The organism is Paenibacillus sp. sgz302164, assembly GCF_056120505.1.
The window spans coordinates 48,790-73,645 of sequence record NZ_JBVYOL010000012.1 but is presented as its reverse complement, the minus strand read 5'-3'; the positions used below and the strand labels follow the sequence as shown (position 1 = coordinate 73,645).

Here is a 24,856-nt window from a genome sequence, read left to right as displayed (position 1 = left end):
GAACAAATTCGATTTGAACAGCAGGAGGGCGTTACGATGAAAAAACAGCAAATCGGTGTGGTCGGATTAGCCGTCATGGGTAAAAACCTGGCCTTAAATATAGAAAGTAAAGGGTTCTCGGTTGCTTTGTATAATCGTTCACCTGAAAAAACGCACGAACTATTGGCGGAAGCGCAGGGGAAAAACTTCGTCGGCACGTTCAGTGTCGAAGAGTTTGTCCAGTCTTTGGAGACGCCCCGTAAAATATTAATCATGGTCAAAGCGGGCAAGCCGACGGACGATACCATTAATCAGCTTGTTCCTTACCTGGCTCCGGGAGATATTCTAATCGACGGCGGAAACGCTTATTTCCCTGATACGCAAAGAAGAAATAGAGAGCTGCAAGCTCAAGGCTTCCGCTTTATCGGTGCAGGTGTTTCGGGCGGTGAAGAAGGGGCGCTGAAGGGTCCGGCGATTATGCCGGGAGGACAAAAAGACGCCTATGAGCTGGTTGAGCCCATTTTGACTGCCATATCGGCCAAAGTTAACGGCGATCCTTGCTCAACCTATATCGGAGAAGACGGCGCCGGCCATTACGTCAAAATGGTCCACAACGGCATCGAATACGGAGATATGCAGCTTATTGGCGAAGCGTATCAATTGCTGAAGGATGTATTGAACCTGAATACAAGCGAGCTGCATGACATTTTCTCCGAGTGGAACCGTGGTGAACTGGACAGTTATTTGATTGAAATAACGGCCGACATTTTCGCAAAAACAGATCCTGAAACAGGCAAACCCATGGTGGATGTCATCCTGGATTCGGCAGGGCAAAAGGGAACCGGGAAATGGACAAGTCAAAGCGCATTGGATCTGGGAGTCCCTTTGTCCATAATTACTGAATCCGTGTTCGCGCGATTTATTTCCGCCATGAAAGAAGAACGCACAGCCGCAAGCAAGCGTTTGAACGGACCTGCAGTTTCCAGCTATGACGGTGATCCTAAGGAATTTATCGAGGCTGTTCGAAAAGCGTTATATGCAAGCAAAATAGCTTCCTATGCGCAAGGCTTTGCACAAATGCGAGCCGCTTCCGACGAGTACGAATGGAACTTGAACTATGGCGGCATTGCGATGATCTTCCGCGGCGGATGCATTATCCGCGCACGGTTTTTACAAAACATTAAGGATGCTTACGACCGTGACCCGGCTCTGAAAAACCTGTTTTTGGACGATTACTTCAGAGAGATCGTTGAAAACTATCAAGAAGCTTGGAGAAATGTCGTATCTATTGCCGTAACCAGGGGGATTCCGGTTCCTGCGTTTGCTTCGGCTTTAGCCTATTATGACAGCTACCGCTCAGAAAGACTGCCGGCAAATTTGCTGCAAGCGCAAAGGGATTATTTTGGGGCGCATACTTTCGAACGGCTTGATCAAAAGGGAAGCTTTCATTTTCAATGGATGGAATAATAGAGGTGAAAGCCGCACGTCAGAGGCGATAGCCCACAATCAGCCCGGCGCACGAAGAAAACCTGCAAAAGTACATGAATTTGCGTCCATGATCGCTGCCCACGAACAATTCCTGCAATTGTGCAGGCTTTTCAGCGGGGACGGGGGCTAAGGTTCACTTTCAGCGAAAATTCCTGCACTTTTGCAGGAATTTCGCTAAAACAAGCCAATTTCGGAGGAAAAGCCTGCACTTTCGCAGGTTTTTTTTCTGCCAGGTTGCCTCATGCAAAGTTGTGCGGTTCCACGATCTGTACCGGGATAGGTGCGCGTTAGGAAAAACGGTTGCCCCCAAACTAGTACCCCTTTGGTTTCCTTATTTCTAACTAAGTGCCGTGCCTTTCTCAACGGTCTGAGCCGCATTTTATGCGGCTTTTTTAGGTTAACCATGCAAGTTCTTACCCAAATTGAATGACAAGAACTACATGGTTGGGCAGGGTTACGAACTCTTTATTCGTAGTAACCTTCGGTTGATTTGCGGAATTGTTGGAATTGATTTGCATCATGCCCGAACCACACTTGGGAGTTCGTTCGGGTCGCCAGAGTGCGAATTTTCTCAACCGCGTTCCGGTAACCTATCGAATCGTATATAATACCGGGCGGCCTGACCGGAGGCCCGTAGCTCTCCGCTGTGTAGATTGCGTCGGAAGCGAGGATGATCCCACCCGTTTCCGGCATTTCAATGTGAAGGCCTAACATGCCCCAGGCATGGCCGCTTCCGAAGTTCAAGATTTTGATGCCTTCGGCCAGCTCCAGGTTATCTTCATTGCGTTTGACCGTTTTCCACTGCAGATGGTTTTTGATCCAAGCATCGATGTCAGCCCAAATATAGCCGCCTCCTTTTTCGTTGCGGGCATAGCTCTGCAGCGCGCCGTTCAACTCATCCTCATGCACGATAATCGTAGCGTTCGTGAACATTTCCAAACATCCGGCATGATCCAGATGCAGATGCGAAGCAATCACATACTTGATGTCCTCCGGTCTAACATTCAGCTGCTCTAGCCGGTTATGCAGGTAACATTCCTCGCTCGCCACCCAGGGGAACGCATGCTGGGTCGATTTGGACCAGCGCCCTTCAATACCCATCGAATTCGGGTTGCAGGCCGTATCGAACAAAATTTTCCCTTCCGGGTGTTCAATCAATACCGTATAGATCGGAAATTCCACAAACTCCGTCCGGGCGTTAGGATTGCCGAGCGTAGCCGGACTATGCATGGCGATCAACCAGTTTTTGTCCATGCTCATTCGGCCGTTATCCATTACATACAGCTTAGGGCGGGCTTTAATAATATTCGTCATGTTCATTTCCTCCTAATTAAACAGAATATAGACATACAATAATATATAAATTAAGATGACATAAGTAGGCACTTTATTGTTCCCTGGGTACTTTAAGGTGCACAGGTAGAGGAGGGAGATCGTTTGTCATCTTCTGGAAAAACAATAAAGCCCGATATTTCGTTGGCAAGTTGCGGTTACAGCAGAGTTCTTGAGCTGATTTCCGATAAATGGACAGCACTAATCATCTATGCATTGGAAAACGGAAGTATTCGTTATGGAGAAATATTAAGAAGAATCGAGGGCATTTCCAAAAAAATGCTGACCCAGACGGTGCGAAAGCTGGAAAGGGATGGGTTGGTTCAGCGCCGTATTACACCGGTCGTGCCCCCGATCGTCGAATATTCGCTTACTCCTATGGGGGAAGCTTTGCTTCAGCCAATGAGAGAGTTAAGGCAATGGGTAAGGATCTATGATTCTCAGGTCAAAGAGGCTAGGGCCAATTACGACCAAAATTACAATAAACATTCAGAACCTTTTTAACCCCGGGAGTCTGCTCACAGGAACGGATTAAGTTGATTGGAGAACGTGTGTTCTGTTCCAGTCCGTCAGAACTTAAAAAGGAGCTGCCTCGGCAGCTCCTTTTGCTCTTTACAACTTATGCGATTTTGTTTTAAAAGAAACCTCTTCTAAAAAAGAACGGGGACTCAAAAAATTCGAATGGCTCAAAACGCTCGAATCTTTCTTCGAACGGGAAGAATCCGAATGGACTGAAGGGTGTGAAAAATGCACTTGTTTTAACGGATTTTTTGTGTTTAGCTAATTTTTTTGGACTCTTCACTCAAAATCATCTCCATGTTCTTAACGAAATAGTAACTTTTTTGAGTTTTAGATTACCAAACGAAAGTTACCGAGATGATTACCAAAAGAATAAAAAGAACCAAGATAGCAGCCACATTTGTTCCCATGCCGTAACCTGCACAACTAGCGCCCATGTTCATTTCCTCCCTTCACAATCCATTTTTCGATACGTCTTATTTATACGTCGGCGATTTAACTTTTGCTTGTACATATGTCTAAATTTATTATGAACCGCATTTATTTGCGGTCTTTTTTATTATGGGAAGCTTTCAAACGGAGGAATAATTTGACATTTCAGAATAATGGGTTTAAAGTTATTATACACATGAGTAATAAAAATCTTTTCGGAGGTGAATAATGAATGAGCAAGATTTACGCGTCATCAAAACAAAAAACAATTTGAAAAACGCATTGATTTTTTTATTGAAGGAAAAATCGTTAGACAAAATTTCCGTTTCCGAATTATGTAAGGAATCTGGTATCACCAGAAGAACCTTTTATTTACATTATGAAAGTGTTTCTAAATTGTTAGAAGAACAAATTGAGCAGCTTTTGGTAGATTTAGAGGCATCCTTATTGGCAACTTCCAAGTATCGTCAAGAGGCGGATTATCATCGTTTACAACCCCAAATGATTCATCTTTTCCAACATGTATACGATAATAAAGATTTTTATCGTTTCATATTCAGTGCAAATTCAAATTTTGTTTATTATGAGATGTTTTATATACGGATAAAAAGACTTGTAAAAAAATCAATGGATTCCATGGCCATGCTTGAGGAGGTCAGTGAGTTTCATATATCTTATCAAGCAAATGCAATCCTGGGTGTAGTCATGGAATGGTGTTATCACAATTTTGAAGAACCTATTGATGAAATGAACCAATTATTGCTGAAAATTTTAAAGCTGTAATCAAATCAAATCAAAAAACAAATATTGCGAATATCGTGACACAAGTCTATGCACTGGACGATATCCAAGAAGCATTCAACGTCGCAATCGAAGCCAAAGGGGCTATAAAGGTTATCGTTGACTTATCATAACACCTGGGGGTTAATTACGAGATACTCGATGCAATTGATGAGCAGGTATGGAATTTTGTGCCGATGTTAAACCTAAACAACAGTGATTTTAACGAAAGTATAGAGCCTATTATGGGAAAGGAAGGTCGTCATGAATACTTCGGACCAAATTGTGAAAGCAGCATTCAGCCTGTTTAGCGGTGACAGCGGTGAAAACCCATTTCCATTATTCGCACAGATGCGGGAGGTGGGATCCGTTATTCCTGTTCAGTTTCCGATGGGTGGGACGGATCGTCAAGCCTGGCTGGTCACGCGTATGGAAGAGGCGATGCAGGTGCTCAAAGATCATGCCCGCTTTACTGTAGACCCAAGCTCTATCGATGGCAACAGCGACATTCGGAAAATTTTCACCGGCAACGCTGATCCATCGGCTCCCCCTAACTTCTTTGCCAATTCCATGCTCTCTGTCGATGAGCCCGATCATCGACGGTTGCGCGGGTTGGTGTCTAAAGCCTTCACGCCCAGATATATGGAAAGCTTACGCCCCCGGGTACAGATGATTGCTGACGAATTGCTCGACCGGGTGCAAGCTCAAGGCGAGATGGACCTCGTCAAGGACTATGCTTATCCTTTACCGATCAACGTCATTTCCGACATGTTCGGGGTGCCTAAAGAAGACCGGGCACAGATCCATGTCTGGTCTGATGCGATCGCGCACGGTCTGGGTCTGGGAAGGCGAGAACCAGGGGTAACGGAGCACATACAAGCCTTCGGCGAATACACCGCACAGCTCGTGGCGGACAAACGCCGGCATCCTGCTGATGACTTGATCAGCCAGTTGATCGCCATCGAAGAGGAGGGAGACCGGCTCGAAGAAGCAGAGTTGCTCTCGATGATCTCGTTATTGATATTTGCCGGCCATGAGACCACCTCGAACCTGATCGCCACCGGTACATTGATGTTGCTGGATCATCCCGAGCAGCTGGAGAAGCTCAAAGCCGACCACAGTTTGGTCCCCTCGGCAGTCGAAGAACTGCTGCGCTTCAATGGGCCCGCTACAATTGCGGGACCGCGTTTTGCCATAGAAGATATCGAGCTGGCCGGGCGGCAGATCAAGAAGGGGGACATGGTCATTCCCGTATTGAAATCAGCAAATCGGGATGAGCGCCAGTTTACCGAGTCAGAGGATCTGGATATTACACGTACAATTAATCGTCATCTCGCCTTCGGACACGGTATCCATATGTGTTTGGGGGCGCCGCTGGCCCGTGTGGAAGGAGACATTGCGTTTACCACCCTGCTGAGGCGCATGCCCAATCTGCGGCTCAGCATCCCACGGGAGAGCGTCATCTGGCACTTCAAGCTGTCCTCACAGGGGTTAGCCGCTCTGCCTGTCGCTTTTTAGCGGAGAGGAAGCGCGGATTGCAAAAAGAGAGGGTTCAGGCTGCAACGATGCCTGAACCCTCTTGTGTAGTTTTCGCTAGTGGTCATGTCCATGAGTATACAGGATATTGTAAGCAAGCTCATTCATATATGCAAAAAAGTCTTGGGAGCAATCCAACGAGACTTCCAGCAAAGCTAGGACTTCAGTAAATCTTTGGCATGCTGTTTTCCAGCAGCAAGGAGGCTGTCGCTTAGCTTGGAATCATCAACGGAACGTGCCAGTATAAGCGTTCCAACCATGATGCTGAGCAGAGCGCTGCCAGTAGATTTATCGGTTCCCGCCAAATCGGAGATAAAATCAATGACTCGTTCTAACTCGCGGGTGAAAACCTGACGAACTTCTTCCGATGACCGGGATATTTCGCCGGAAAGGGCAGGGAGAATACAGCCCATCTCGGTATTGTCACGATGGTGCGGACTTAGATAATAATGGATAACTGCATTGATTTTGGATTCGTTTTGCTCCTCTTCCACCGCTTTCTGAAGTAACGCAATCGTAGCGCCGATGGCATAACTGCAAACTTCGGAGACCAGTTGTTCTTTGCTTGTAAAGTGCGCATAAAACCCCCCGTGTGTCAGTCCCGCCCCTTTCATAATGAACGGAACGCTTATGTCGCGAATTCCGTTGGTACGAAAGGCTTTGGCGGCACTTTCAATGATACGGCCTCGGACTTTTATTTTATGTCCTTCAGGATAAGGCATTACTATCATTCCTTTACTCGAAATCTGCTTTTAAAAAATTATAGTCATCATAATAAACTTTGTCAATTTGCCGGTTGCATCCGAAACTTCCGCTAAGGAATATGTGGCACTATTGACTATTTCAAAATATGATGATTATAATATATTGTGCTCATCATATTTAGATACAAAAAAGGAGTAGTGAAAAATGGATATTTCTAAACAAATTGCTCTTGTCAGTGGGGCAAACCGAGGTTTTGGCAAGCATTTAGCTCAGGAACTTCTGGCGAGGGGAGCCAAAGTATATGCCGGAGCAAGGAACCCGGCATCAATCGATCTGCCGGGGGCAATCCCGCTGCAGCTCGATATTACAGATCCCAAATCCGTAGCTGCTGCAGTGGAGGCGGCTGGGGATGTGACCCTTTTGATCAACAATGCCGGTACGTCAACGGGCGCCTCTCTACTTACAGGTAAGCTGGACGATATACAAATGGAATTCGACACTCATTTCTTCGGCACACTATCTATGATTCGCGCTTTCGCACCAATTATTGAAAAGAATGGAGGAGGGACGATACTGAATATTTTATCCGTATTATCTTGGTTCAGTGTGGGTGGGATAGGAGCGTACTCGGCTGCAAAATCCGCCGAATGGGGAATGACGAATGCTTTACGCTTAAATTTAGCCCCTAACAACATTAGGGTTGCCGGACTACACGTAGCGTTCATGGACACGGACATGGCAACGCACATCCAAACGCCTAAGGCAGACCCAAAGGATATCGCAAGAATCGCGATAGATGGAATCGAAGCTGATCTCTATGAGATTGTTGCCGACGATCTAAGTCGGAAGGTGCAGAATGGTCTTGCAGGAGGGGTTTCTTCCTTATACCCGGAATTACAAAGCTAAATGGTTTCGGAAAATAATGTATTTTCCATTGATATTTCAACGCAAAAACGCCAAGCCATGAATCGTACAGGCTCGGCGTTTTTTCTTGTGCCGCCGAATGCCATCCCGACGAAAGCAAGCAGAACTTGCGAAATCAATTTGCTTACGAACGAGGCGTTGGCTTTGTCGGAGAAAAAACCGACCTTGACCGAAACCGCTCTTTTCTCCAGCATCGCTCCGAGATTGTCGAGACGCCGCGGCAGCTTGCGGATTACGGGAAGCAGCTCCAGTGGTTTGGCGGTGTTTTCCAGCAAGATCGACAGCTCACGTCAAGCAAAATAAATTGGGCATACATTGTGGAGCAAAATCGGAATCACTCAAAGAATGTTGACCTTAGGTCAGACCCAGGGTGTATCCTTAAGTTAAATCCAATGGCAGCTAAGGAGAGATTGTCTTTGAAAAATGAAATTACGATTAGTGAGCTAGCGAGGCTTATGCAGGTGTCTGTTCATCAGATTCGTTATTTTGAGGAAAAGGAAGTGCTGCTGCCAGCTTACATCGATGACAACCAATATCGGATGTACGGCATGGATCAGGTCTATCAACTGGCTCATGTATTGCTGCTGCGGAAGTTGGGACTGTCTGTGCAGTCGATTCGAGAATGTCTTGATGGCGAAGCTTCGGACAGCATGCAGCCACTGCTCCGCAATTCCCTGGTGAAGATCGATGCCGAAATTGTACGGCTCCAGCAGCTCAGTCAGTTTATCCGAAAAGTGCTGGGCGAGCATGAGGATTTCGGACGGGAGATCGGAGCTTACCGTACCCAGTGGAGGGAGACTTTGCCTCTGGCGTTTTGGTTCGAGACGGACAGCCTGACCGATCTTCATGCAAGAATGTTTGCGCAGCAGGGTGGATCGGTATCGAACCTGTTCGAAGCCGATCTGCATTATATCTACGACGGTCCCGACAGTGTTGCTCTTTATACCGAAGCGTGGGAAGGGGAGCCAGACCTGCTTTTGCCGGCGGGCGAGTATCTATCCTGTCGCTTCCTTGCCCGGGATGAAAATGAACTTGCACAGCACATGGAACAATTTCAGACTTATGCTGAAGGGCATTCGCTGAATATCACAGGCCCGCTTGTGCTGGCAGAAAAGTCGTATCTGTCCCTCTTCAGTCAGGATAGCCTGCATTACGAGATGTTCGCCCGAATCGCAAAGAAAGATTAAGAATGGCAGGGGCGGACTTTAGCTAGCTCTTTTCTAAGGAGGTATGAAGAATGAATCAATCAAAATCGCGCGTCATGGGGCTGGATGTTGCCAGAGCACTGGCGATCGCGGGCATGATCATCGTCAATTACAAACTCGCAATGGGGGCAGAGAACACAGGTCCCGGATGGCTAAGAGGGTTTACAGAAATATTTGAAGGCAGAGCCTCCGCATTATTCGTGATACTAGCCGGGATCGGTGTTTCCCTGATGACCGCCAAGGCCAGAAGCTCGGGCAGCAGCGAGCTTATCCGTCAAAGCCGGAGCAGTTTGTACCGGCGGGCGATGTTCCTGTTTGCAGCAGGAATTTTGCTATTGCTAATAGGATGGAGCGCAGATATATTGCATTATTATGCCGTATTTATGATAGTTGGAGCTGCACTGATTGGTGTATCGGATAAACAGATAGCAGGATTCATTGTTGTTATTGTTCTGACAACGCAAATTCAATTATTATTACTGGATTATGACCAAGGGTGGTCACAAGACTTCCATGAATACACAGAGCTTTGGACCTTACCCGGATTTTTCCGCAACCTGCTATTTAACGGCTTTCATCCTGTATTTCCCTGGCTGAGTTTTTTTCTGTTTGGTCTATGGCTCGGCAGGAAAGAATGGTTTTTCCAGCAGAAAGCTCGTCGCCGGTTGCTGTGGTTTGCCATGTCCGGAACTCTGTTCTTCGAAATGGTATCCTGGGTACTTACACGATGGACCCCTTCCGTCTTGGATCAAAATAATACCTACTATCATTTATTCACAACTAAGCCTATGCCGCCTAATCTTCTATATGTTTTATCCGCAGCCTCTTCTGCACTGGCAGTCCTTGTGTTGTGTATGTATTTCACCGAAAAATTTCCAAACGCCATGTTTGTACGCGCGCTGATCAGTACTGGACAGTTATCCTTGTCACATTATATCGGACATGTGGTCATTGGACTTGTCACGCTCGAGTTGGCCGGTGTACTGGAAAACGGGAGTCTGATATTTTCCAGCATCTACGCACTGCTGTATTATATTGCAGCTGTTATCTTCTCGATATTTTGGAGAGAACGAGTTGGCAGAGGGCCTGTTGAGCTTATCATGAGGAGGCTCAGTTAACGTTCGCATGACGAAAGGCTGGCACTGACAGCACTCAGTCGGGTCAATTTTCTTCCGGCTCGTAAACCGTCCGAATTCCGATAAGGAGCCGGTCGGCTCTTTGCGTTATTCCCGGCATGGGTACGATCTCTCCCGCTTATGTAACGGGTGGCTATGGTCGGCGCCATCGTATGCGAGAGATGAATTGATGAGTCTGAGGACATGGGAACTCGAGGAAATAGTTGTATATTTTTTGTATAGTTGGGACTTGTATACTCAGTTGGGGTTTAAAGAATCGAATTGTGGCGTTTGTTGTCGCAAACGTTGCAAAGCGAAATTTCTTTTCATTAAGGGGGATAGGATGCCCATAAAAGTTTGAATCGGACAGTTAGAGGAGATGCATGGAAGGGTTAGATAGTTATAGAAGGGTCGCACTTTGATCCGGTAATGAATCAGGAGGATGGAGAAAATGGCATTGAGAGGTATGAAACGTAGTTGGAAAAGGAAGCTCTCGGCGATGCTGGTCCTCACGATGGCTGTGGGCAGCTTTTCCAACATAGCGGCGCCGCGTAAAGCGTCAGCGAATCCTAGCGTTCCTCTACCTGTGTGGAAAAACGACGCCGAATTTTGGCTGAAGGCAGATGAAGGTGTCACTACGGCGACGTATTCAGCAGGTATTGGTGTCGGGAAATGGGACAATCAGGCAGGAACGGTTCGTTTTGACGTTTATGGAGGTCCGGGTTATAAAACAGCGGGAGCAAACTTCAATCCGGTTGTGACGTTTGCCAACACGGGCAATACGAACAGTGCACTTAGCCAATACTTGCGCGGCGACGGGCAGATCACTTTTACGGATGCGTATGCAGTCTTTAAAGCCAATTCCGGAAACGGAGGGGCGCTCGTCGGCTCCACAACGCGGACTGGCGGGCACGGAGCGGCCTTATTTGCAGTAGACAGCGACGGGCTTTACTTGGGTAATATCGATGGTCGTTATAAATCGATCAATTATCCCATTGCCGAGTCAACCCGCTACCAATTGGCCGAGTACGATACTAGCGGGACGACAGATACAGTAACAGTAACCGGTGAGCAAAGAAATTTCCCTACCCCTGACTATTCGACGTTCTCCTTTACGCCAATGATTGGCGGGACGAAAGAGGGAGCAAGCGGTAGAAATTACTACAACTATAACGGAGAAATGGCGGAAGTTATCTTATTTTCCGGAAGCACCGCCGCTTATCGGGGGCAGATTCAAAGCTATCTGGCGCTGAAGTACGGATTGACCTTGAATCATGGAGCAACGGACTACGTGAACAGCCAAGGAATGACGGTTTGGTCTGCAGCCGCCAATAATGGTTACGGCAGCCGTATTACCGGCATCGGCAGCGATTCCGGAAGCACGCTGAACCAGCGGCAGTCCAAGTCCCAAGATTCGGGAGCGTTTGTGACGCTTGCGGCTGGCAATGCCATTCAAGCATCCAACCAAGACATTGCGGCGGGCAGCATTGCCGACGGAGATTTTCTAATCTTCGGCGATAACGGCGACAGCAAAAGTACCGCTTACCAAACACCCATAGCCGGTACGACTATGAAACAGATGGATCGGGTGTTAGAAAGCTGCTGAAACCGCAAGAAAACATGACTCGCGCGGAAGCAGCGGCGTTAATGAGAAGATTACTGCAATCCAAGAACTTGATCGACTGATGTTTGAGTACAACCACTGCCGATTCTTTCAAGTCGGCGGTGGTTGTTTCTTTTGAGGGAGATGGCCGAATGAGAGCGATAGAGCGCGGCAGACTGTTCAAAGAGGAAAGAGCGGGATAATGTCGAATTCATGCTTAATTGATGAATGTGAAAGCAGGTGAACGGATGGATGCGTTTCAGCGGATAAAACGAAGGGATCCGGAACGTTCGGAAGCAGCCGAAAGCGCGAAACGCACGGTAGGTTCGGGGCATCCGTATTTGCAGTTCATGCAGCTGCAGCGGCAGTTCGGCAATCGGGCAACGGGTCAGTTCTTGCTATCGGTACACGGCGGTGGAGGGACAAGCGTCATTCAGCGGCACAAAGGAGAAAAGGATGGTTCTGATCCAGGCAATAATCAAGGCAAAGGCAGTACATCCAAACCGGCGCGAACTTCACTTCCGAAGCGTGAACCGCTTACGATGACACAGGGACACGATCTGGCTCGCGAGGGCAATATCGTGGACTGGATCCTTCATCGAACGGCGGTCCGTGTGACCCAGCAGATGCAAGAAGAAGTACCCGCCGACCTTTCCGGTATAGACGTAAACAAGCTCAAGGGCAATGCGGAACAGGTACCTGTCGAATCGAAACGCGGGCAGAAGAAAAAAATGAAGGAACAAGCGAAGAAATCAACCGGCAAGAACAAAGGCGAAGCAAAGTCCGCTAAACATGAGCATTCGGGGAATGAGCAGGAGAAGAAGGCTGAGCTCAAACCGCAGCGGTTTGATGTGCAGGTTCAGGAAATGTTGGCTGTCGTCCGCGATCTCATTCATGCGTTTCAGTTAGCTGCTTTGCAAGCCTCACCTCATCCGCGGGGTGCCAACGTGTTCACGTATTGGGGATATGACTTTGTCGTGAGCCCCAAGAGGTATGTGGCCCCTCTTTCCGATAATATCATCGGCGACAGCGGCCAAGTGATTCCGACGCCGGACAGCCTTTTTGCAAATTATGACTACCCGTTTCAGAAAATGTCTCATCCGATGTTTCGCTCGATCATCGAAGCCATGCTCAACGGTGAACAACCGAATGCTTCGCTTGATCAATTGACGATTTTTATCGCCTCGGTCGCAGCTGAAATTACCCGCTACGAACCGCAGCTCGTCTCCGTAGCGCTGGCCATGACCGGGGCAACGCAGGAAATGGATGAGCACGACAGTTTGTTCACCACAGCGTTAACGATGACTACGGGCAGCACCGATCCTACGTCAGGGAAACATATCGATCGGCGCGAAGCATTCAAGAAACAGCGGGAGGATGACGAATTCCGCGCGACCGAGCCGGCGGCGATTCGAGAAGGTGGCATCATACGGGCGGCCTTATCGGGTCCGGCGCTGCAACTGGATGCACAGGTTTATGTGGAATCGCAGTTGGAAGCAGGTACAGATCCGGAGAAGATTGCAGAGGATTTGTCGGACATGTTGATTTACGTGATCAATAAATCGGCGACCGACAAGAAAAAATCTGAGACATCCTACGAGAGTGAGTGGAAGCGTGCGCCCAAACTGGAGGCCCATTTGACTGCGGAAATGCTGGAAAAGCATTTTCCGGATGATCAGCAGTTCCCAGACCGATCCGCAGACAATTCAAGTATTGTGTTGCTTACGCCGGAGGAACGTGCACGTCTCGCTTTAGAATTAAGCACCCATAATTTCAATGCGGTGTTCCGCAGCCCAACAATCTACGATGTCGCAATGAAAGTTGGCAAAGCCATTACATACGGTAGAGCTCACCTGAAGCTTTCCAACAGCGGTACGGATAAGCTGCAAGGGAATCATTGGGAAGGACAGGACTGGGTCGGTGAAACGGAGCAAGTTGACGACAAGGGCTTCCAGGAGAAGAAAGCAGCAAAGCATAAAGCGTCACAAGCGGACAAACGTGCCGGCAGGCGGGCGTCCGGGGAATCAATTGAAGGACGCATGAACCGGGTGTTAATCGCCATAAAAAAGAGAGAAGAGGCGGATAATGCAGGGCTTCAAGAGCTGCTGCAGGAAGCATTGGACGGGTTGTATCACAAGGATGAGGACAAGCGTGAGAATGCCCGGGAGAAGCTCAGTCAGCTGGAAGGCGAGCTTGCAGAATACGAAAGCTTGGAGGATTTGCTGGAAGCCTATATGCCCTCCAATCAATGGGGAATCATGCCTGAAACCTGGCAGCGCGGGCAAGCCTCGGGTATGGGATTCAATTGCCTGATTGATTCGCTGCTGCAGCACACAACGACACTTAGTGCTGAGGAACGGATGACCGAAGCGAGGTTCATCCGTGATCAGTTGGTGCAGGAGGGAAGAACCGGTCCGAGAGATTTCTTGTTTGGCGACGAGCATATTATAAGGATTCTGCAATTAATTGGCGTAAATCCTCATGATTACGAGGTTCGAAGCGAATGGACGGCAAGAGGCTCCCGCCAGCACCGTGAGACCGTTAATGCCGGCGCGCCCAATGTCATTAGGTTGTGGAATACCGGAGTCCATTACGAACCGATTTTTGTACAAGAGGACAATCCCTTTGTCGATGATATCGATACAAACCAGCAGAACGGCGGTCCAACTCGCGGGGCCCAACCGCTATGGATGCTTCCGTTTGTCAATCAGCAAGCGGAGCAACCCGGGGAGGGCTCAATAGAAAAAACGAAAGGCGCTTCGAATGTAGAGGAATCCGATCGTAATTACGAAAAAAGCGGATATGTCAAAACAACTGTAGGCCGCTTTACCTTCTGGGTCCGGACTACACCGCTTAAGGATTCTCATGCGGCCGCCAAAGCGGTTGTCATGCTTCCGCATGATTTTAATATATCCGATGCGGAGGAGTTGCAGCAAATTGCCGCAGCTGCGCAAAGCTATGGATTGACGCCGGCAGACGGCATTGGCTTGATGGTCGGGAAGCAGAATTACTATCTCAAGGAAAATCAGGAAAGATTGTTTGTGGAAAAACCGCCGACCCGGAAGAAAAAATCGCAAGGGGACCCGACGAAAAAATAACCAGAGGAGAAGTTTGTCATGACGGAAAATAGTAACGCATTTCATCCACCATACGTAGTACGGTTTCCATTTGAAAAATCGCTCGGACTACGTCATGCATTGATTGATGTTAACGGAAATCTTGTTCGTGAGCCGAATTTGCTTAAAGTACATAATTTTACTCCGAATGGTAAAGGAGGCTACATAACTGCTGCTCAAGACTTAAGCGAAAAATGGGGGTACCTGGATCAAAGCGGCAGATGGCTGATCGAGCCGACTTTGGAGGATGCGCGCATTTTTGGCGAGGAGGGCATCGCCAGATTCAAAAAAGAGGGGCTATGGGGCTATGTAGACTTAAACGGGGAGATCAAAATCCAACCACAGTTTCAGGAGGCACTGCCATTTAGTACAGGCTTGGCGGCGGTTCAATTGAACAATGGTTATGCTTATATCGATTGTACGGGACAAGTAGTCATCGACGGGCCGATTGCCGAGGCAGGCTACTTTTCGCCGAACGGTCTGGCTGCCGTGAAAAAGCGGGGGGACTCCTCTTGGGGAATGATCAATATGAAGGGAGAAATGGTGATTGCCCCCCAATTTACAGATGTCAGAATGTACACAAATGATGGAATAGCCCCTGCAAAGAAACGTAAATTATGGGGATTAATCGATGCGCAAGGCAACTGGATCATGGAGCCGACCTATTCTCGTATCGAAGAGTTCAACGAAGAGGGGCTCGCTTTTTTCAGTGATTACACCAATATGAATATGAGAAACGGTTACCTCAATACAAAAGGCGATGTGGTCATCGAGGGAACGTCGATCTCGGACCAAATGGTGTGCGGGCTGGCCAAAGAAGTTGTACCTTATGGCGGAGGTATCGGTTTCTTTGATCGTACCGGTACGATGGTGATCCCGGCACAGTACGCTTGGGCCGATCCTTTTCATGAGTGTGGAGCCAGTATCGTTCTTCGCAATGATACGTGGGGGATTCTTACGATGGATGGCCGGTTCCGGGAGATGCCTTATTTGGAGCCGCTGACGGATCATGAAGGCTGGATGCTAGGCTTTAATAGCTGCAAAGGAATTGCTCCATTTCTTATCCGGCAGGGCGAAGTCGTCTACGTGGACGCAGTTGGAAGGGAAGTTTGCAAACTGCAGGTAGGGGAGACGGATAATCCTCAGGAGCGTGTATTGCGACTTTTCAATGCTGATGGAAGAATAGAATGGCAAAACGAAGCAGGGCGGGATACATTTTTTATGGAGAGTCCGTTTTTTCGCAAGCAGCCTGCTCAGCATTTTAAGGATATCAAGTATTGGGAAGGAGATATTGCGGCTGCTGCACGAGCCCTTTTGGATGCAGAGCCTAGAGATTTTTATCCCTATGATTGGTATGAACGGGATGTATACGATCTATCGGAAGAAGATGAGATTGACGAGTATAAAAAAAGAGGCGCGATGGAGGTTCTGGCAAGAACCTATGTAAGCGAGGAGCATCATGGGCATTACCATTTTCTCGCAGAATGGGTGCGCGATGCGTTTGAACAGTATTTTACAGTGATAGCTGACCGTATTTCCGATTTTTTCGGCGACCCGCTGCCCGATGCGTCAATCATGCTGCGCTGGGGTCATAACAACGTTAGCAAAGTATGGGAAGTGAACGGCAAGTATTTGGTGCTGGAATGGTTCAATCAATATGGTGATGGTGATTTTGCTCACCAGTTGTGGCTTGCTGCAGGATACAGAGAGGATTTGGATGACGACCAGGAGGATGACGAGAACGAATACAGTACGAACAATGAAGAACCCCAAGAAAATAGCCAAACATTTGATCTCCATCAGTTTGAAAAGCTAATAAAAGAGGCTCAGTCTCGTATGGATGAGGGAGCATATGATGAAGTTCTGAATTTGGTGTCCCAAATGGAGGAACTGGCATCAAATTCTGTGGATGTGGATGTCGCACAAATGAGCTGTATCTATGACTTTAAGCGGAATGCGCTTTATCAATTAGGCCGAGTAGAAGAATCGCTCGAGTCCTGCCGCGAAGCGATTGACTATATCAACCGGAGGATGTTATTCAACTACCGATCGGAGCCCCGCCAAACGCTGCGCGTTTGCCACAATATGCTCGCACGGGAGCTTATGGAACACGCTGCATCCAAAGAAGAATGCCTATCGGCCTGGGAACATGTAAAGGCTTGCTTCAAAGCGGTGGAACCGGTCGAGGGCGAAGCGGTACTTGAATATTTCTATGACACCAGAGCGCTTGTGCTGTTAAAACTGAGTGAATTTGATCCAAATGAGAAAGCCAAGGCATTTGCTTTTCTTCAGCGGATGCAAACTATGGGGTCGCATTATCTGAGGGAAGAGCCTCGACTGACTAAAGCGATAAATTCAGTAGAGTATCAGGCATTTTTGAAAAGCAGCCATGAAGTCGATAGAGAGTATATACAGGCACCTGTGCAAGAAACAGCTATGGAGGCAGTGATCCGTTACCACAAGGCCTACGAAACATTCAGCCAATTCAACTCGCAAGTGGAAAAGGAGTTTGGGCCCATTATCTCCCTTTCGTTTAGGGAGGACATGATTGCGAAAGCTGAAGAGGAATTAGGTTTTACCTTGCCGGATGCACTTCGTCAATTTATGTTGGTGCCTGGCCTTGTACACGGGATACATCCGGAACTTGTGCCTCCTATAGAAATTCAAGGGATGTTTTCGCTGCTTGCAGAAGTGTGGGGAGTGCGCAAGGAGTTCGAAGAGCGTTTGACGCGGAAAGAAATGCACTGGCTGGAGGTTCATTGTCTGATCTGCGGCTTATCACAAATTGATGGCGATAGCCAAGAGTATATGTACTTTACTCCCGGCAAAGGATTTGGCACCTTTATTTATACTCGGGATCGTTGGGATGAGTTTGAAAAGGATGTGCTCAGACCGCTGCTAGCCCAAGAGATTCCCGTTGAGACATTTGACCGGGCGTTCTCCCGAAAGGTGAGCGATCAGATTAGACGGATGATTGAGGTGAGCAGGAACCCTGGTGTCATGCACTAATAGTGTCCCCTCTAAGTAGACTGTAAAGGTTAGGACCTTACAGTTTGCTTGGAGGGGATTTCTTTATGAACCAGGAGAGGGCACCCGACACCCGCGATGATACGGGAATTGTCCCGATAAAGTTCACTTAACCCGGTTGTTTTCATATAAATAAAGGAAAATATTCTTTTATTTTCTTTTTAATATAAAATAATAGAAGAGAATTCCCGTTAATAGAGTGGGGAGGGAAATTCTATTAATCGAAAAGGAGGTGAGTAGTCTACTAAGTTCTACTAAGTTTTAAGAAATTCAAATTTCAATCAGGAAAGGAAGATGAATTAGTGATATCAAAACGTCGAAAATGGGTAGCAATAACAATGTTCATGGCTTTATCAACATCCGTAATCGGAACCGGGTCTGCTTTGGCAGAACAGCCTGCAATCACGGCGACTGCGGGATCAGAAGCGGCAATAAACGCCGCTGTGTCCGATATGCCTGCCGGATTCAAATCCTCCATTGAATGGGTGTACAACAACCGCATGGTCAAGGAAGGCTCCGTCAGTCGTAAAAATTTGATCTACGATCAAATTTTTGCAGGTAAAGGAACAATTAACTATGTGGTCCGCTGGCAGTCTTCCAAAAATCTGACCCTGCAGCAGCGCAAGGATATCGAGAAGATGCTGGGTCGCCAGTTGAACAACTGGACGAAGAATCTCAAGGGGTATGACGGCTGGCCTTACGGTGATATTTCTGTCAAAGTTGTAGGTTGGGCTGTGGCCAATTCGTCCCAGATTCTGGACAGGCAGCCGGGTGAAATCGTATATACCCAGACCATCGTGGATGATCTCAGCAAAACCGATCCCCGCATTCCGGCCGCACTGCCTGTCGCTCCGAATGAGCTGTCCCGGTTCGAGCACTTCAGCAATCCGAACTATGCCTATCCCGGCGGACTGGATAAGCGGTTTGACATGTATCTGTGGGGGACGACCAATTTTGGCGGAGGCGCCGGAGGCGACTGGGGACAGCGTGTATCGGACGACTATATTCTGAGCACCGTCAATAACAATGAAGTTCATATTACGGAACATGAGATTGGCCATGGATTCGGCATGCCCGATTTCTACGAAGATAAGGACCGGCCGCCGGGTGGTTTCCCTCAGCCAACTATTATGTGGGCGGGCAACTCAGCTACCATAACCAATTGGGATGTATGGCTGCTTCGCTACACATGGAGCCAGATTAAGAAAGATACCCGACGTTTCCCTACGACTCCGGCGGGCAATGAATCCGTGAATGCGGCTTTGACGGCCAAAGCCACTACGAGCTATGTGTCTCCATGGGAGACCATTCAAGCACTGAATGACGGACTGGACCCCGCCCATTCCAATGACCGCACCCAGTCGGTATACGGCAACTGGCCGCAAATTGGGACACAATGGGTCCAATACGATTTTGACCGCGCGTATACCGTCTCGCAGACGGACGTGTACTGGTTCAAGGATGGCGGAGGCATCGACGTACCGGCTTCGTACCGGGTCCAATACCTGGATGGCACAACCTGGAGGAATGTTCCCAATGCACAGGGCTTGGGCACGAAAGCCGATGCGTATAACACAACTCGCTTCGATCCGGTCAGCACAACGGCGGTGCGTCTCGAAATCGTAGCGAAGAATCCGGCTTCGACCGGAATTCTGGAGTGGAAAGTGACGGGAATCGCCCGCTAGTTTGATTGAAGGCTGCGCTTCAATCATGAAACACCCTCCCATAGCATTGGCTTCCAACGGCCGAGATCTTCATCCGAAGATCTCGGCCGTTGGATCGTTTGCGGGGTATTAATTTCACGGGAAAAGCACTGGCCGCGGCGGATAAATGTTTGATCACTGCCCGGATTACAAGCATCGAATCAATGGACACCCCGATGACCATACCATCGCTGTAAGCAGCGGTATCTGCGAGTACGACCAAGTTATCGTCGACAGTAGCGAACCGATTCAGGATGGTATCCGGGTGCGATTCTAAGGCATGAGGTTTAAAACTGGCAGATTTGTACAATAGCAATCTAAAAGAAATCTAGTCGCCACTTACATGATATAATAGTTGTAGGTAAATCGTTTTTCAGCGAATGACTGACGGCAATATTTGAGAATAATATATTCATTTATGGAGGTTATGTAATGGGAACAGGTAAACCGGTAACGATAACAGTAGAAACGATCGTTCATTCTCCCGTTGAAAGCGTGTGGAAGTATTGGACGGATCCGAAGCATATCACGCAATGGAGTACGGCTTCCGATGACTGGCACACGCCATACGCCGAGAATGATCTGAAGGTCGGCGGTAAATTCGCCTCGAGAATGGAAGCCAAAGACGGTAGCTTTGGATTTGATTTCGGCGGAGTATACGACGAAGTGAGCGTTAACGAGAGCATCTCCTATACGATCGCCGACGGTAGAAAAGTGAAGATCGTTTTTATACGTCAAGACAACAACACGAAAATCATCGAATCGTTCGAAGCGGAAGAGACCAACGCCATCGAGATGCAGCAGTCCGGATGGCAAGCGATTTTAAACAATTTCAAAAAATATGTGGAAAATACTAGAGAAGAATAAAAAACTTTTAGAAGCGCATGCTGTCGTTGGCATGTGCTTTGCTATGTACCGATGAATTGACAAATACGTCGTAAAAGTTCATCATAAGGTACGATTCCATATATTACTGAACTCGCAGAAAATAATATGAGGTGGTAAGTCTTGAGTTACTCTTTTGATCGTTTCATTGACCGCCGCAACACCCGTTCTTACAAATGGGATCAAAACGAAAAGCTGTTCGGCCAAGCGGATGTACTTTCTTTATGGGTTGCAGATATGGACTTTCCAAGTCCGCCTGCAGTTGCGGAAGCTTTGAAGAAACGTGCCGAATTAGGGCTTTATGGTTATGCCATTCGTACAGACGATTATTTTAACGCCATTATCCAATGGTTTCGTAACCGTCATCACTGGGAAATTCAACCCGGTTGGATCACGGACTCGCCGAGTATAGTCACTTCCTTAAGTTTGGCTGTAGAATTGTTCAGCGAGCCAAGCGCACCGGTTGTTATACAGACGCCTGTTTACTATCCGTTTTATCATGTGATCGAAGGCAACGGCCGGAAAGTGGCCAAAAATTCGCTGCTGTTGCGCAACGGCCGCTTCGAGATGGATTACGAGCATTTGGAGTCCTTATTTAAAGACGGCGCCAAGCTTATGCTGCTTTGCAGTCCTCACAACCCGGGCGGACGCGTATGGGAGCGGGAAGAACTGCTGAAGCTTGGCGAGCTCTGCTTGAAATATCAAGTCACTGTCATCTCCGATGAAATCCATTGCGACTTAACTTTCCCGGGACATGCGCATACGCCGTTCGCCACGCTATCTCCTGAACTCGCTAATATAACAGTTACCTGCTTGGCTGCGACCAAAACATTCAATTTGCCGGGGTTACATACATCGTTCATCGTTGCTTCCAATGCGGGCTTAAGAAGAAAAATGGAGCAGCGGCTCAAAACGCTCAGCTTAGACATGGCTCAGCATTTCGCTCAGGACGCAGTGGAGGCTGCTTATCGTGAAGGGGCTGAGTGGCTTGACGAGATGATGGCGTATGTGAAAGGCAATCTTGAATATGCAATTGAGTACCTGGCATCGCATTTACCGGAAGTCAAGCCGCTGCGGCCGGAGGGTACGTATTTGTTATGGATAGACTGCCGTCAGCTTGGCTTGGATCGTAACGGGTTAAAGGATTTGATGTACCATCGGGCGAAGGTGGCCTTTAATGAAGGGTCGATTTTCGGAACCGAGGGCGAAGGATGGCTGCGTATTAACCTTGCATGCCCCAGATCGATATTGGAGCAGGCGCTGAAACAATTTTGTGATGCGGCAAATGAAGGTAAATAATCGGATGCCGGTTTCTATCGCCGGACGAGGGGGCGGGAAATGATGAAAGAGATTTTGAATTCGCCTATCGGCGATCTGCGTATCAACGAGAGCGATGAAGGCGAAGTGTTCGCCCAGGGGCGATATGCGGCTTCTGGAAATTCTGTGTTCTTCTCCATCAAGTTGCCCGCTCGCGATCGTCTGGGAGAAGTCGATTTCGAGTTCATTCGTACGAGGATCGCCGGGATTAAGGCCTATACCAATATGGCTAGGGAGTTCTTAATCTCCGAGCTGGGCCTTGATCCCGAAGCGGAGGGCGAGGTACCGTTTATTGCCGACCCGGAATTCACATTCTGGGGCGGCTTGGACTGGTCCATCCTGTTCGCCGAGGGGAGTCTGGATATCTGTGAGCCTTACGGCGTGATGGTGAATTTCCACTATGCGCGCATTGTCGGATTCGATGATCTTTCCGGCGCCGAAGAGGTTTGACTTCAGAGCGGGGAGAAGGGGAACTGGCGCGAATGTCCCCCAAAAGCACTCCTTTGAACGGTCGCTCGACACTTCCAATTTAAAATAGGATGAGCTTCATTTGTTCAACAATTTTTTTTAGGGCCGCCCGTAAGTTATTTTATGACTTATGAGCGGCCCTTTTTTCTTTTAATTATGTTTTATTCTACCAAACTAATTTCATATAAATTATGGAAAATATGTATTTACACTTAATCCTTTATATGGTAGTTTATGTATAACCTATACCAAAAGGAGGTAATTAATTATGGGAAAAAGTAGAATCATAGGCTTATTAACAGCCGCGGTCATGACAACTGCAAGCTTTGGCACCAGCGCCTTTGCAGCAGGCGCACAATACCCAAATGCCGACCCTACGCTCGGCATCGATGAACATCTGATAGTCGCCAACGATGAAAAGCTGAATGAAATTTTGACGAAGAATGGAACGATTCCAAAGGATGCAACGCCGGAACAAGCCGAAAAAATTATCAGGCAGTACTTAAGCCAAAATGCGGATAAGGACATTAAGAACCGTTCCCAATCCGATATCAAGTCGGCCCAAGACTTGAAGAAGTACGGCAAATCCGCCGCTGCCAGAGGATTTTTGAATAAAAACTCAGACACCCACAAGAAGAAAAAGAATGATCCCCAAACCTCTTGGGACGGAAGTGTTACCAAGGATAAAGCGCTTGTTCTTTTGATCGAGTTCCCGGACTTTCCGCATAATTCGCTAGCACCGAAAGAAACGGCAATGTATTACAAGGATTACACCCCGTCGCATTATCAGAATATGATATTTGGGAGTAACGGATATGCCGGCCCTAACGGCGAAAATTTCGTTTCCTTAAAGCAATTCTATGACCAGCAATCCGGCGGCAGTTATGACGTGGAAGGCAGAGCTCTGGGCTGGTACAAAGCCTCCAAACCGGCGGCCTACTATGGCGCAGACAGCGGCAGCAGCAAAAATGTGAACATTCGAGAGCTTGTCAAGGAGGCTTTAATTGCCGCTTCCAAGGATGTGAATCTTCAAGACTACGACCTGAAGGACCCTAATGATTTGGACGGTGACGGTGACCTTAACGAGCCAGACGGCATTATTGATCACCTCATGATTATCCACTCGGGAATGGGCCAGGAGGCGGGTGGCGGCACGCTGGGAACGGACGCAATATGGTCCCATAGCTCAAAGGTCTATGACATCGTGAACGGTTCCGCCATTCCGTGGAAAATACCGGGCACGGAAATTTCCGCTTATTCCTATACTGTTATGCCCGAGGATGGGGCGGCCGGTGTGTTTAGCCATGAATTCGGCCACGATCTCGGACTTCCTGACGAATACGATACGGAATATACCGGCCAAGGCGATTCCATCGCCTACTGGTCCATTATGTCAGCCGGAAGCTGGGCGGGAACTATACCGGGAACCGAGCCTGTAGGTTTCAGTCCGTACGCCAAGCAATTTTTCCAAAATACCTATGGCGGCAACTGGCTCCACGGCAATACAGTAGACTTGTCGGAGCTGACGACCAAAGGCAAGGAATACACTTTGGACGCAGCCAGCATCAAAGCAGCCAACAACGACGTAGTCAAGATCACTCTTCCGAAAAAGGGAACGCTCGTAACCACGCCGCCCAGCGGTAAATACGCTTACTTTAGCGGCTCAGGCAATAATTTGAATAATTCCATGTTTACTTCCATCGACTTGACCAATGCGACCTCAGCAGACCTGAACTTCAAGACTTGGTACGATATCGAAAAGGATTGGGATTATGGCTCTGTGCAAGTGCAGGTATACGGCACGAATACTTGGTCAAGCATCCCCGGCAACATTACAACCGCTGCCAATCCCAATCAGCAAAATCCCGGAAACGGCATAACCGGCAAATCCGACGGCTGGATTGACGCCAAATTTAGCCTGAACGATTACGCGGGTAAAAAGGTCAACCTGAAAATCAACTATTGGACCGACGTTGCCGCTGCAATGGCGGGCTTATATGTAGATGACATTTCGTTAGTAACAGACGGCAAGGTGTCTTTATTTGATGACGCGGAAGGAACTGCCTCCAGCTTCACATTGAACGGCTTCACGAAAGACGATGGTTACAAGTATTCGGATCACTATTACTTGCTCGAGATGAGGAACCATTCCGGTGTTGACGCAGGACTCAGCCATATTTTACGCGGCAAAAGCCTTATGGCTTATAAACCGGGCCTCTTGATCTGGTACGCGGACGAACAGTACACCGATAACTGGACAGCTGTTCATCCCGGTCACGGCTTTTTAAATGTTGTCGATGCGGAGCAAAAATTGATGAGGTGGAACGACGGCAGCGCAGCGGCCACCAGGTACCAAGTTCACGATGCAACCTTTAGCACAAATAAGGACAAGAAAATGTTCATCGATTACAGTACGGATACTGTAGTGCGCACCATAACAGACACCACCAATTCCAAAAATCCTACTTTCGAGGATAAACGGACTTATTTTACGCAGGAAATGCCGGATGCAGGAGTTATTTTGCCGTTGTATGGCATCAAAGTAAATGTCATTGACGAGACAGACGATAGTAGGAAAGGAAATATCGTGGTCAAGCTTAAATAGCTTCGGTCGCAACGCGCGCAGTTCCCAACTCGCAGTGTGGCGCCGCATGAATCCGCAAAGAACGGCGCGGTCGGCACCGTCCCGATTATGAACAAACGCCCCTGTTTCGCTTTCGAA

General features: G+C 48.1%; 19 protein-coding genes. 15 read left to right on the top strand and 4 right to left on the bottom strand.

Annotated features, from left to right (window positions below):
• The first annotated feature begins 36 nt into the window (after nucleotides 1-36).
• Complete coding sequence (gene gndA, locus AC0LWT_RS20315; protein ID WP_474683088.1) at nucleotides 37-1,446, top strand: NADP-dependent phosphogluconate dehydrogenase; 1,410 nt, start codon at nucleotides 37-39, stop codon at nucleotides 1,444-1,446.
• A gap of 486 nt (nucleotides 1,447-1,932) precedes the next feature.
• Here gndA and ahlS read toward each other — a convergent pair whose 3' ends face one another.
• Complete coding sequence (gene ahlS, locus AC0LWT_RS20310) at nucleotides 1,933-2,781, bottom strand: AhlS family quorum-quenching N-acyl homoserine lactonase (RefSeq protein ID WP_474683087.1); 849 nt, start codon at nucleotides 2,779-2,781, stop codon at nucleotides 1,933-1,935.
• Nucleotides 2,782-2,904: 123 nt separating this feature from the next.
• On the opposite strand from ahlS, the gene AC0LWT_RS20305 reads away from it, so the two are divergent.
• Nucleotides 2,905-3,303, top strand: coding sequence for a winged helix-turn-helix transcriptional regulator (locus AC0LWT_RS20305; protein ID WP_474683086.1), 399 nt, complete (start codon nucleotides 2,905-2,907; stop codon nucleotides 3,301-3,303).
• Between the two features lie 350 nt (nucleotides 3,304-3,653).
• On the opposite strand, the gene AC0LWT_RS20300 is transcribed toward AC0LWT_RS20305, so the two are convergent.
• Nucleotides 3,654-3,755 (bottom strand): YjcZ family sporulation protein, encoded by a 102-nt coding sequence (locus AC0LWT_RS20300; protein ID WP_474683085.1) that lies wholly within the window; start codon nucleotides 3,753-3,755, stop codon nucleotides 3,654-3,656.
• Between the two features lie 223 nt (nucleotides 3,756-3,978).
• On the opposite strand from AC0LWT_RS20300, the gene AC0LWT_RS20295 reads away from it, so the two are divergent.
• Nucleotides 3,979-4,533 carry a TetR/AcrR family transcriptional regulator gene (locus tag AC0LWT_RS20295; protein ID WP_474683084.1) on the top strand — a complete coding sequence of 185 codons (555 nt, stop codon included), beginning with the start codon at nucleotides 3,979-3,981 and terminating at the stop codon, nucleotides 4,531-4,533.
• Between the two features lie 261 nt (nucleotides 4,534-4,794).
• Entirely contained in the window at nucleotides 4,795-6,048 is a 1,254-nt protein-coding gene (locus AC0LWT_RS20290; protein WP_474683083.1) for a cytochrome P450 family protein, read from the top strand.
• Nucleotides 6,049-6,221: 173 nt separating this feature from the next.
• Here AC0LWT_RS20290 and AC0LWT_RS20285 read toward each other — a convergent pair whose 3' ends face one another.
• Complete coding sequence (locus AC0LWT_RS20285) at nucleotides 6,222-6,788, bottom strand: TetR/AcrR family transcriptional regulator (protein WP_474683082.1); 567 nt, start codon at nucleotides 6,786-6,788, stop codon at nucleotides 6,222-6,224.
• Nucleotides 6,789-6,975: 187 nt separating this feature from the next.
• Here AC0LWT_RS20285 and AC0LWT_RS20280 point away from each other — a divergent pair, with 187 nt between their 5' ends.
• On the top strand, nucleotides 6,976-7,677 hold the full coding sequence (locus tag AC0LWT_RS20280) for an SDR family oxidoreductase (RefSeq protein ID WP_474683081.1): 702 nt from the start codon (nucleotides 6,976-6,978) through the stop codon (nucleotides 7,675-7,677).
• On the opposite strand, the gene AC0LWT_RS20275 is transcribed toward AC0LWT_RS20280, so the two are convergent.
• On the bottom strand, nucleotides 7,674-7,970 hold the full coding sequence (locus tag AC0LWT_RS20275) for a hypothetical protein (RefSeq protein WP_474683080.1): 297 nt from the start codon (nucleotides 7,968-7,970) through the stop codon (nucleotides 7,674-7,676). The two genes, AC0LWT_RS20280 and AC0LWT_RS20275, sit on opposite strands and share 4 nt — an antisense overlap.
• A 141-nt stretch (nucleotides 7,971-8,111) precedes the next feature.
• Between AC0LWT_RS20275 and AC0LWT_RS20270 the strand changes: the two genes are divergently transcribed.
• The 10 genes from AC0LWT_RS20270 to AC0LWT_RS20225 all read left to right on the top strand — a co-directional run bounded on the left by AC0LWT_RS20270 (nucleotide 8,112) and on the right by AC0LWT_RS20225 (nucleotide 24,739).
• On the top strand, nucleotides 8,112-8,882 hold the full coding sequence (locus AC0LWT_RS20270) for a MerR family transcriptional regulator (RefSeq protein WP_474683079.1): 771 nt from the start codon (nucleotides 8,112-8,114) through the stop codon (nucleotides 8,880-8,882).
• A 50-nt stretch (nucleotides 8,883-8,932) separates the two neighbouring features.
• Nucleotides 8,933-10,018 carry a DUF418 domain-containing protein gene (locus AC0LWT_RS20265; protein ID WP_474683078.1) on the top strand — a complete coding sequence of 362 codons (1,086 nt, stop codon included), beginning with the start codon at nucleotides 8,933-8,935 and terminating at the stop codon, nucleotides 10,016-10,018.
• Between the two features lie 448 nt (nucleotides 10,019-10,466).
• Nucleotides 10,467-11,621, top strand: coding sequence for a DUF8202 domain-containing protein (locus AC0LWT_RS20260; protein WP_474683077.1), 1,155 nt, complete (start codon nucleotides 10,467-10,469; stop codon nucleotides 11,619-11,621).
• 245 nt (nucleotides 11,622-11,866) lie between these two features.
• The gene (locus AC0LWT_RS20255; protein WP_474683076.1) at nucleotides 11,867-14,716 is read left to right on the top strand and encodes a hypothetical protein; all 2,850 of its coding nucleotides are present in this window, start codon (nucleotides 11,867-11,869) and stop codon (nucleotides 14,714-14,716) included.
• Nucleotides 14,717-14,734: 18 nt separating this feature from the next.
• Complete coding sequence (locus tag AC0LWT_RS20250) at nucleotides 14,735-17,743, top strand: WG repeat-containing protein (RefSeq protein WP_474683075.1); 3,009 nt, start codon at nucleotides 14,735-14,737, stop codon at nucleotides 17,741-17,743.
• A 356-nt stretch (nucleotides 17,744-18,099) separates the two neighbouring features.
• Nucleotides 18,100-19,446: a discoidin domain-containing protein gene (locus AC0LWT_RS20245; protein WP_474683074.1), complete on the top strand. Its 1,347-nt coding sequence runs from the start codon at nucleotides 18,100-18,102 to the stop codon at nucleotides 19,444-19,446.
• A gap of 450 nt (nucleotides 19,447-19,896) precedes the next feature.
• Nucleotides 19,897-20,331 carry an SRPBCC family protein gene (locus AC0LWT_RS20240; RefSeq protein ID WP_474683073.1) on the top strand — a complete coding sequence of 145 codons (435 nt, stop codon included), beginning with the start codon at nucleotides 19,897-19,899 and terminating at the stop codon, nucleotides 20,329-20,331.
• Nucleotides 20,332-20,472: 141 nt separating this feature from the next.
• Nucleotides 20,473-21,648, top strand: a complete 1,176-nt coding sequence (locus tag AC0LWT_RS20235; protein WP_474683072.1) for a MalY/PatB family protein — start codon at nucleotides 20,473-20,475, stop codon at nucleotides 21,646-21,648.
• Nucleotides 21,649-21,687: 39 nt separating this feature from the next.
• On the top strand, nucleotides 21,688-22,116 hold the full coding sequence (locus AC0LWT_RS20230; RefSeq protein ID WP_474683071.1) for a hypothetical protein: 429 nt from the start codon (nucleotides 21,688-21,690) through the stop codon (nucleotides 22,114-22,116).
• 286 nt (nucleotides 22,117-22,402) lie between these two features.
• On the top strand, nucleotides 22,403-24,739 hold the full coding sequence (locus AC0LWT_RS20225; protein WP_474683070.1) for an immune inhibitor A domain-containing protein: 2,337 nt from the start codon (nucleotides 22,403-22,405) through the stop codon (nucleotides 24,737-24,739).
• Nucleotides 24,740-24,856: the final 117 nt, after the last annotated feature.

Bases quoted from the DNA above. Each gene is read 5' to 3' on its own strand.
- gndA (WP_474683088.1), top strand. From the start codon at position 37: ATGAAAAAACAGCAAATCGGTGTGGTCGGATTAGCCGTCATGGGTAAA.
- ahlS (WP_474683087.1), bottom strand. From the start codon at position 2,781: ATGACGAATATTATTAAAGCCCGCCCTAAGCTGTATGTAATGGATAAC.
- AC0LWT_RS20300 (WP_474683085.1), bottom strand. From the start codon at position 3,755: ATGGGCGCTAGTTGTGCAGGTTACGGCATGGGAACAAATGTGGCTGCT.
- AC0LWT_RS20295 (WP_474683084.1), top strand. From the start codon at position 3,979: ATGAATGAGCAAGATTTACGCGTCATCAAAACAAAAAACAATTTGAAA.
- AC0LWT_RS20290 (WP_474683083.1), top strand. From the start codon at position 4,795: ATGAATACTTCGGACCAAATTGTGAAAGCAGCATTCAGCCTGTTTAGC.
- AC0LWT_RS20285 (WP_474683082.1), bottom strand. From the start codon at position 6,788: ATGCCTTATCCTGAAGGACATAAAATAAAAGTCCGAGGCCGTATCATT.
- AC0LWT_RS20280 (WP_474683081.1), top strand. From the start codon at position 6,976: ATGGATATTTCTAAACAAATTGCTCTTGTCAGTGGGGCAAACCGAGGT.
- AC0LWT_RS20265 (WP_474683078.1), top strand. From the start codon at position 8,933: ATGAATCAATCAAAATCGCGCGTCATGGGGCTGGATGTTGCCAGAGCA.
- AC0LWT_RS20260 (WP_474683077.1), top strand. From the start codon at position 10,467: ATGGCATTGAGAGGTATGAAACGTAGTTGGAAAAGGAAGCTCTCGGCG.
- AC0LWT_RS20255 (WP_474683076.1), top strand. From the start codon at position 11,867: ATGGATGCGTTTCAGCGGATAAAACGAAGGGATCCGGAACGTTCGGAA.
- AC0LWT_RS20250 (WP_474683075.1), top strand. From the start codon at position 14,735: ATGACGGAAAATAGTAACGCATTTCATCCACCATACGTAGTACGGTTT.
- AC0LWT_RS20245 (WP_474683074.1), top strand. From the start codon at position 18,100: ATGTTCATGGCTTTATCAACATCCGTAATCGGAACCGGGTCTGCTTTG.
- AC0LWT_RS20240 (WP_474683073.1), top strand. From the start codon at position 19,897: ATGGGAACAGGTAAACCGGTAACGATAACAGTAGAAACGATCGTTCAT.
- AC0LWT_RS20230 (WP_474683071.1), top strand. From the start codon at position 21,688: ATGATGAAAGAGATTTTGAATTCGCCTATCGGCGATCTGCGTATCAAC.
- AC0LWT_RS20225 (WP_474683070.1), top strand. From the start codon at position 22,403: ATGGGAAAAAGTAGAATCATAGGCTTATTAACAGCCGCGGTCATGACA.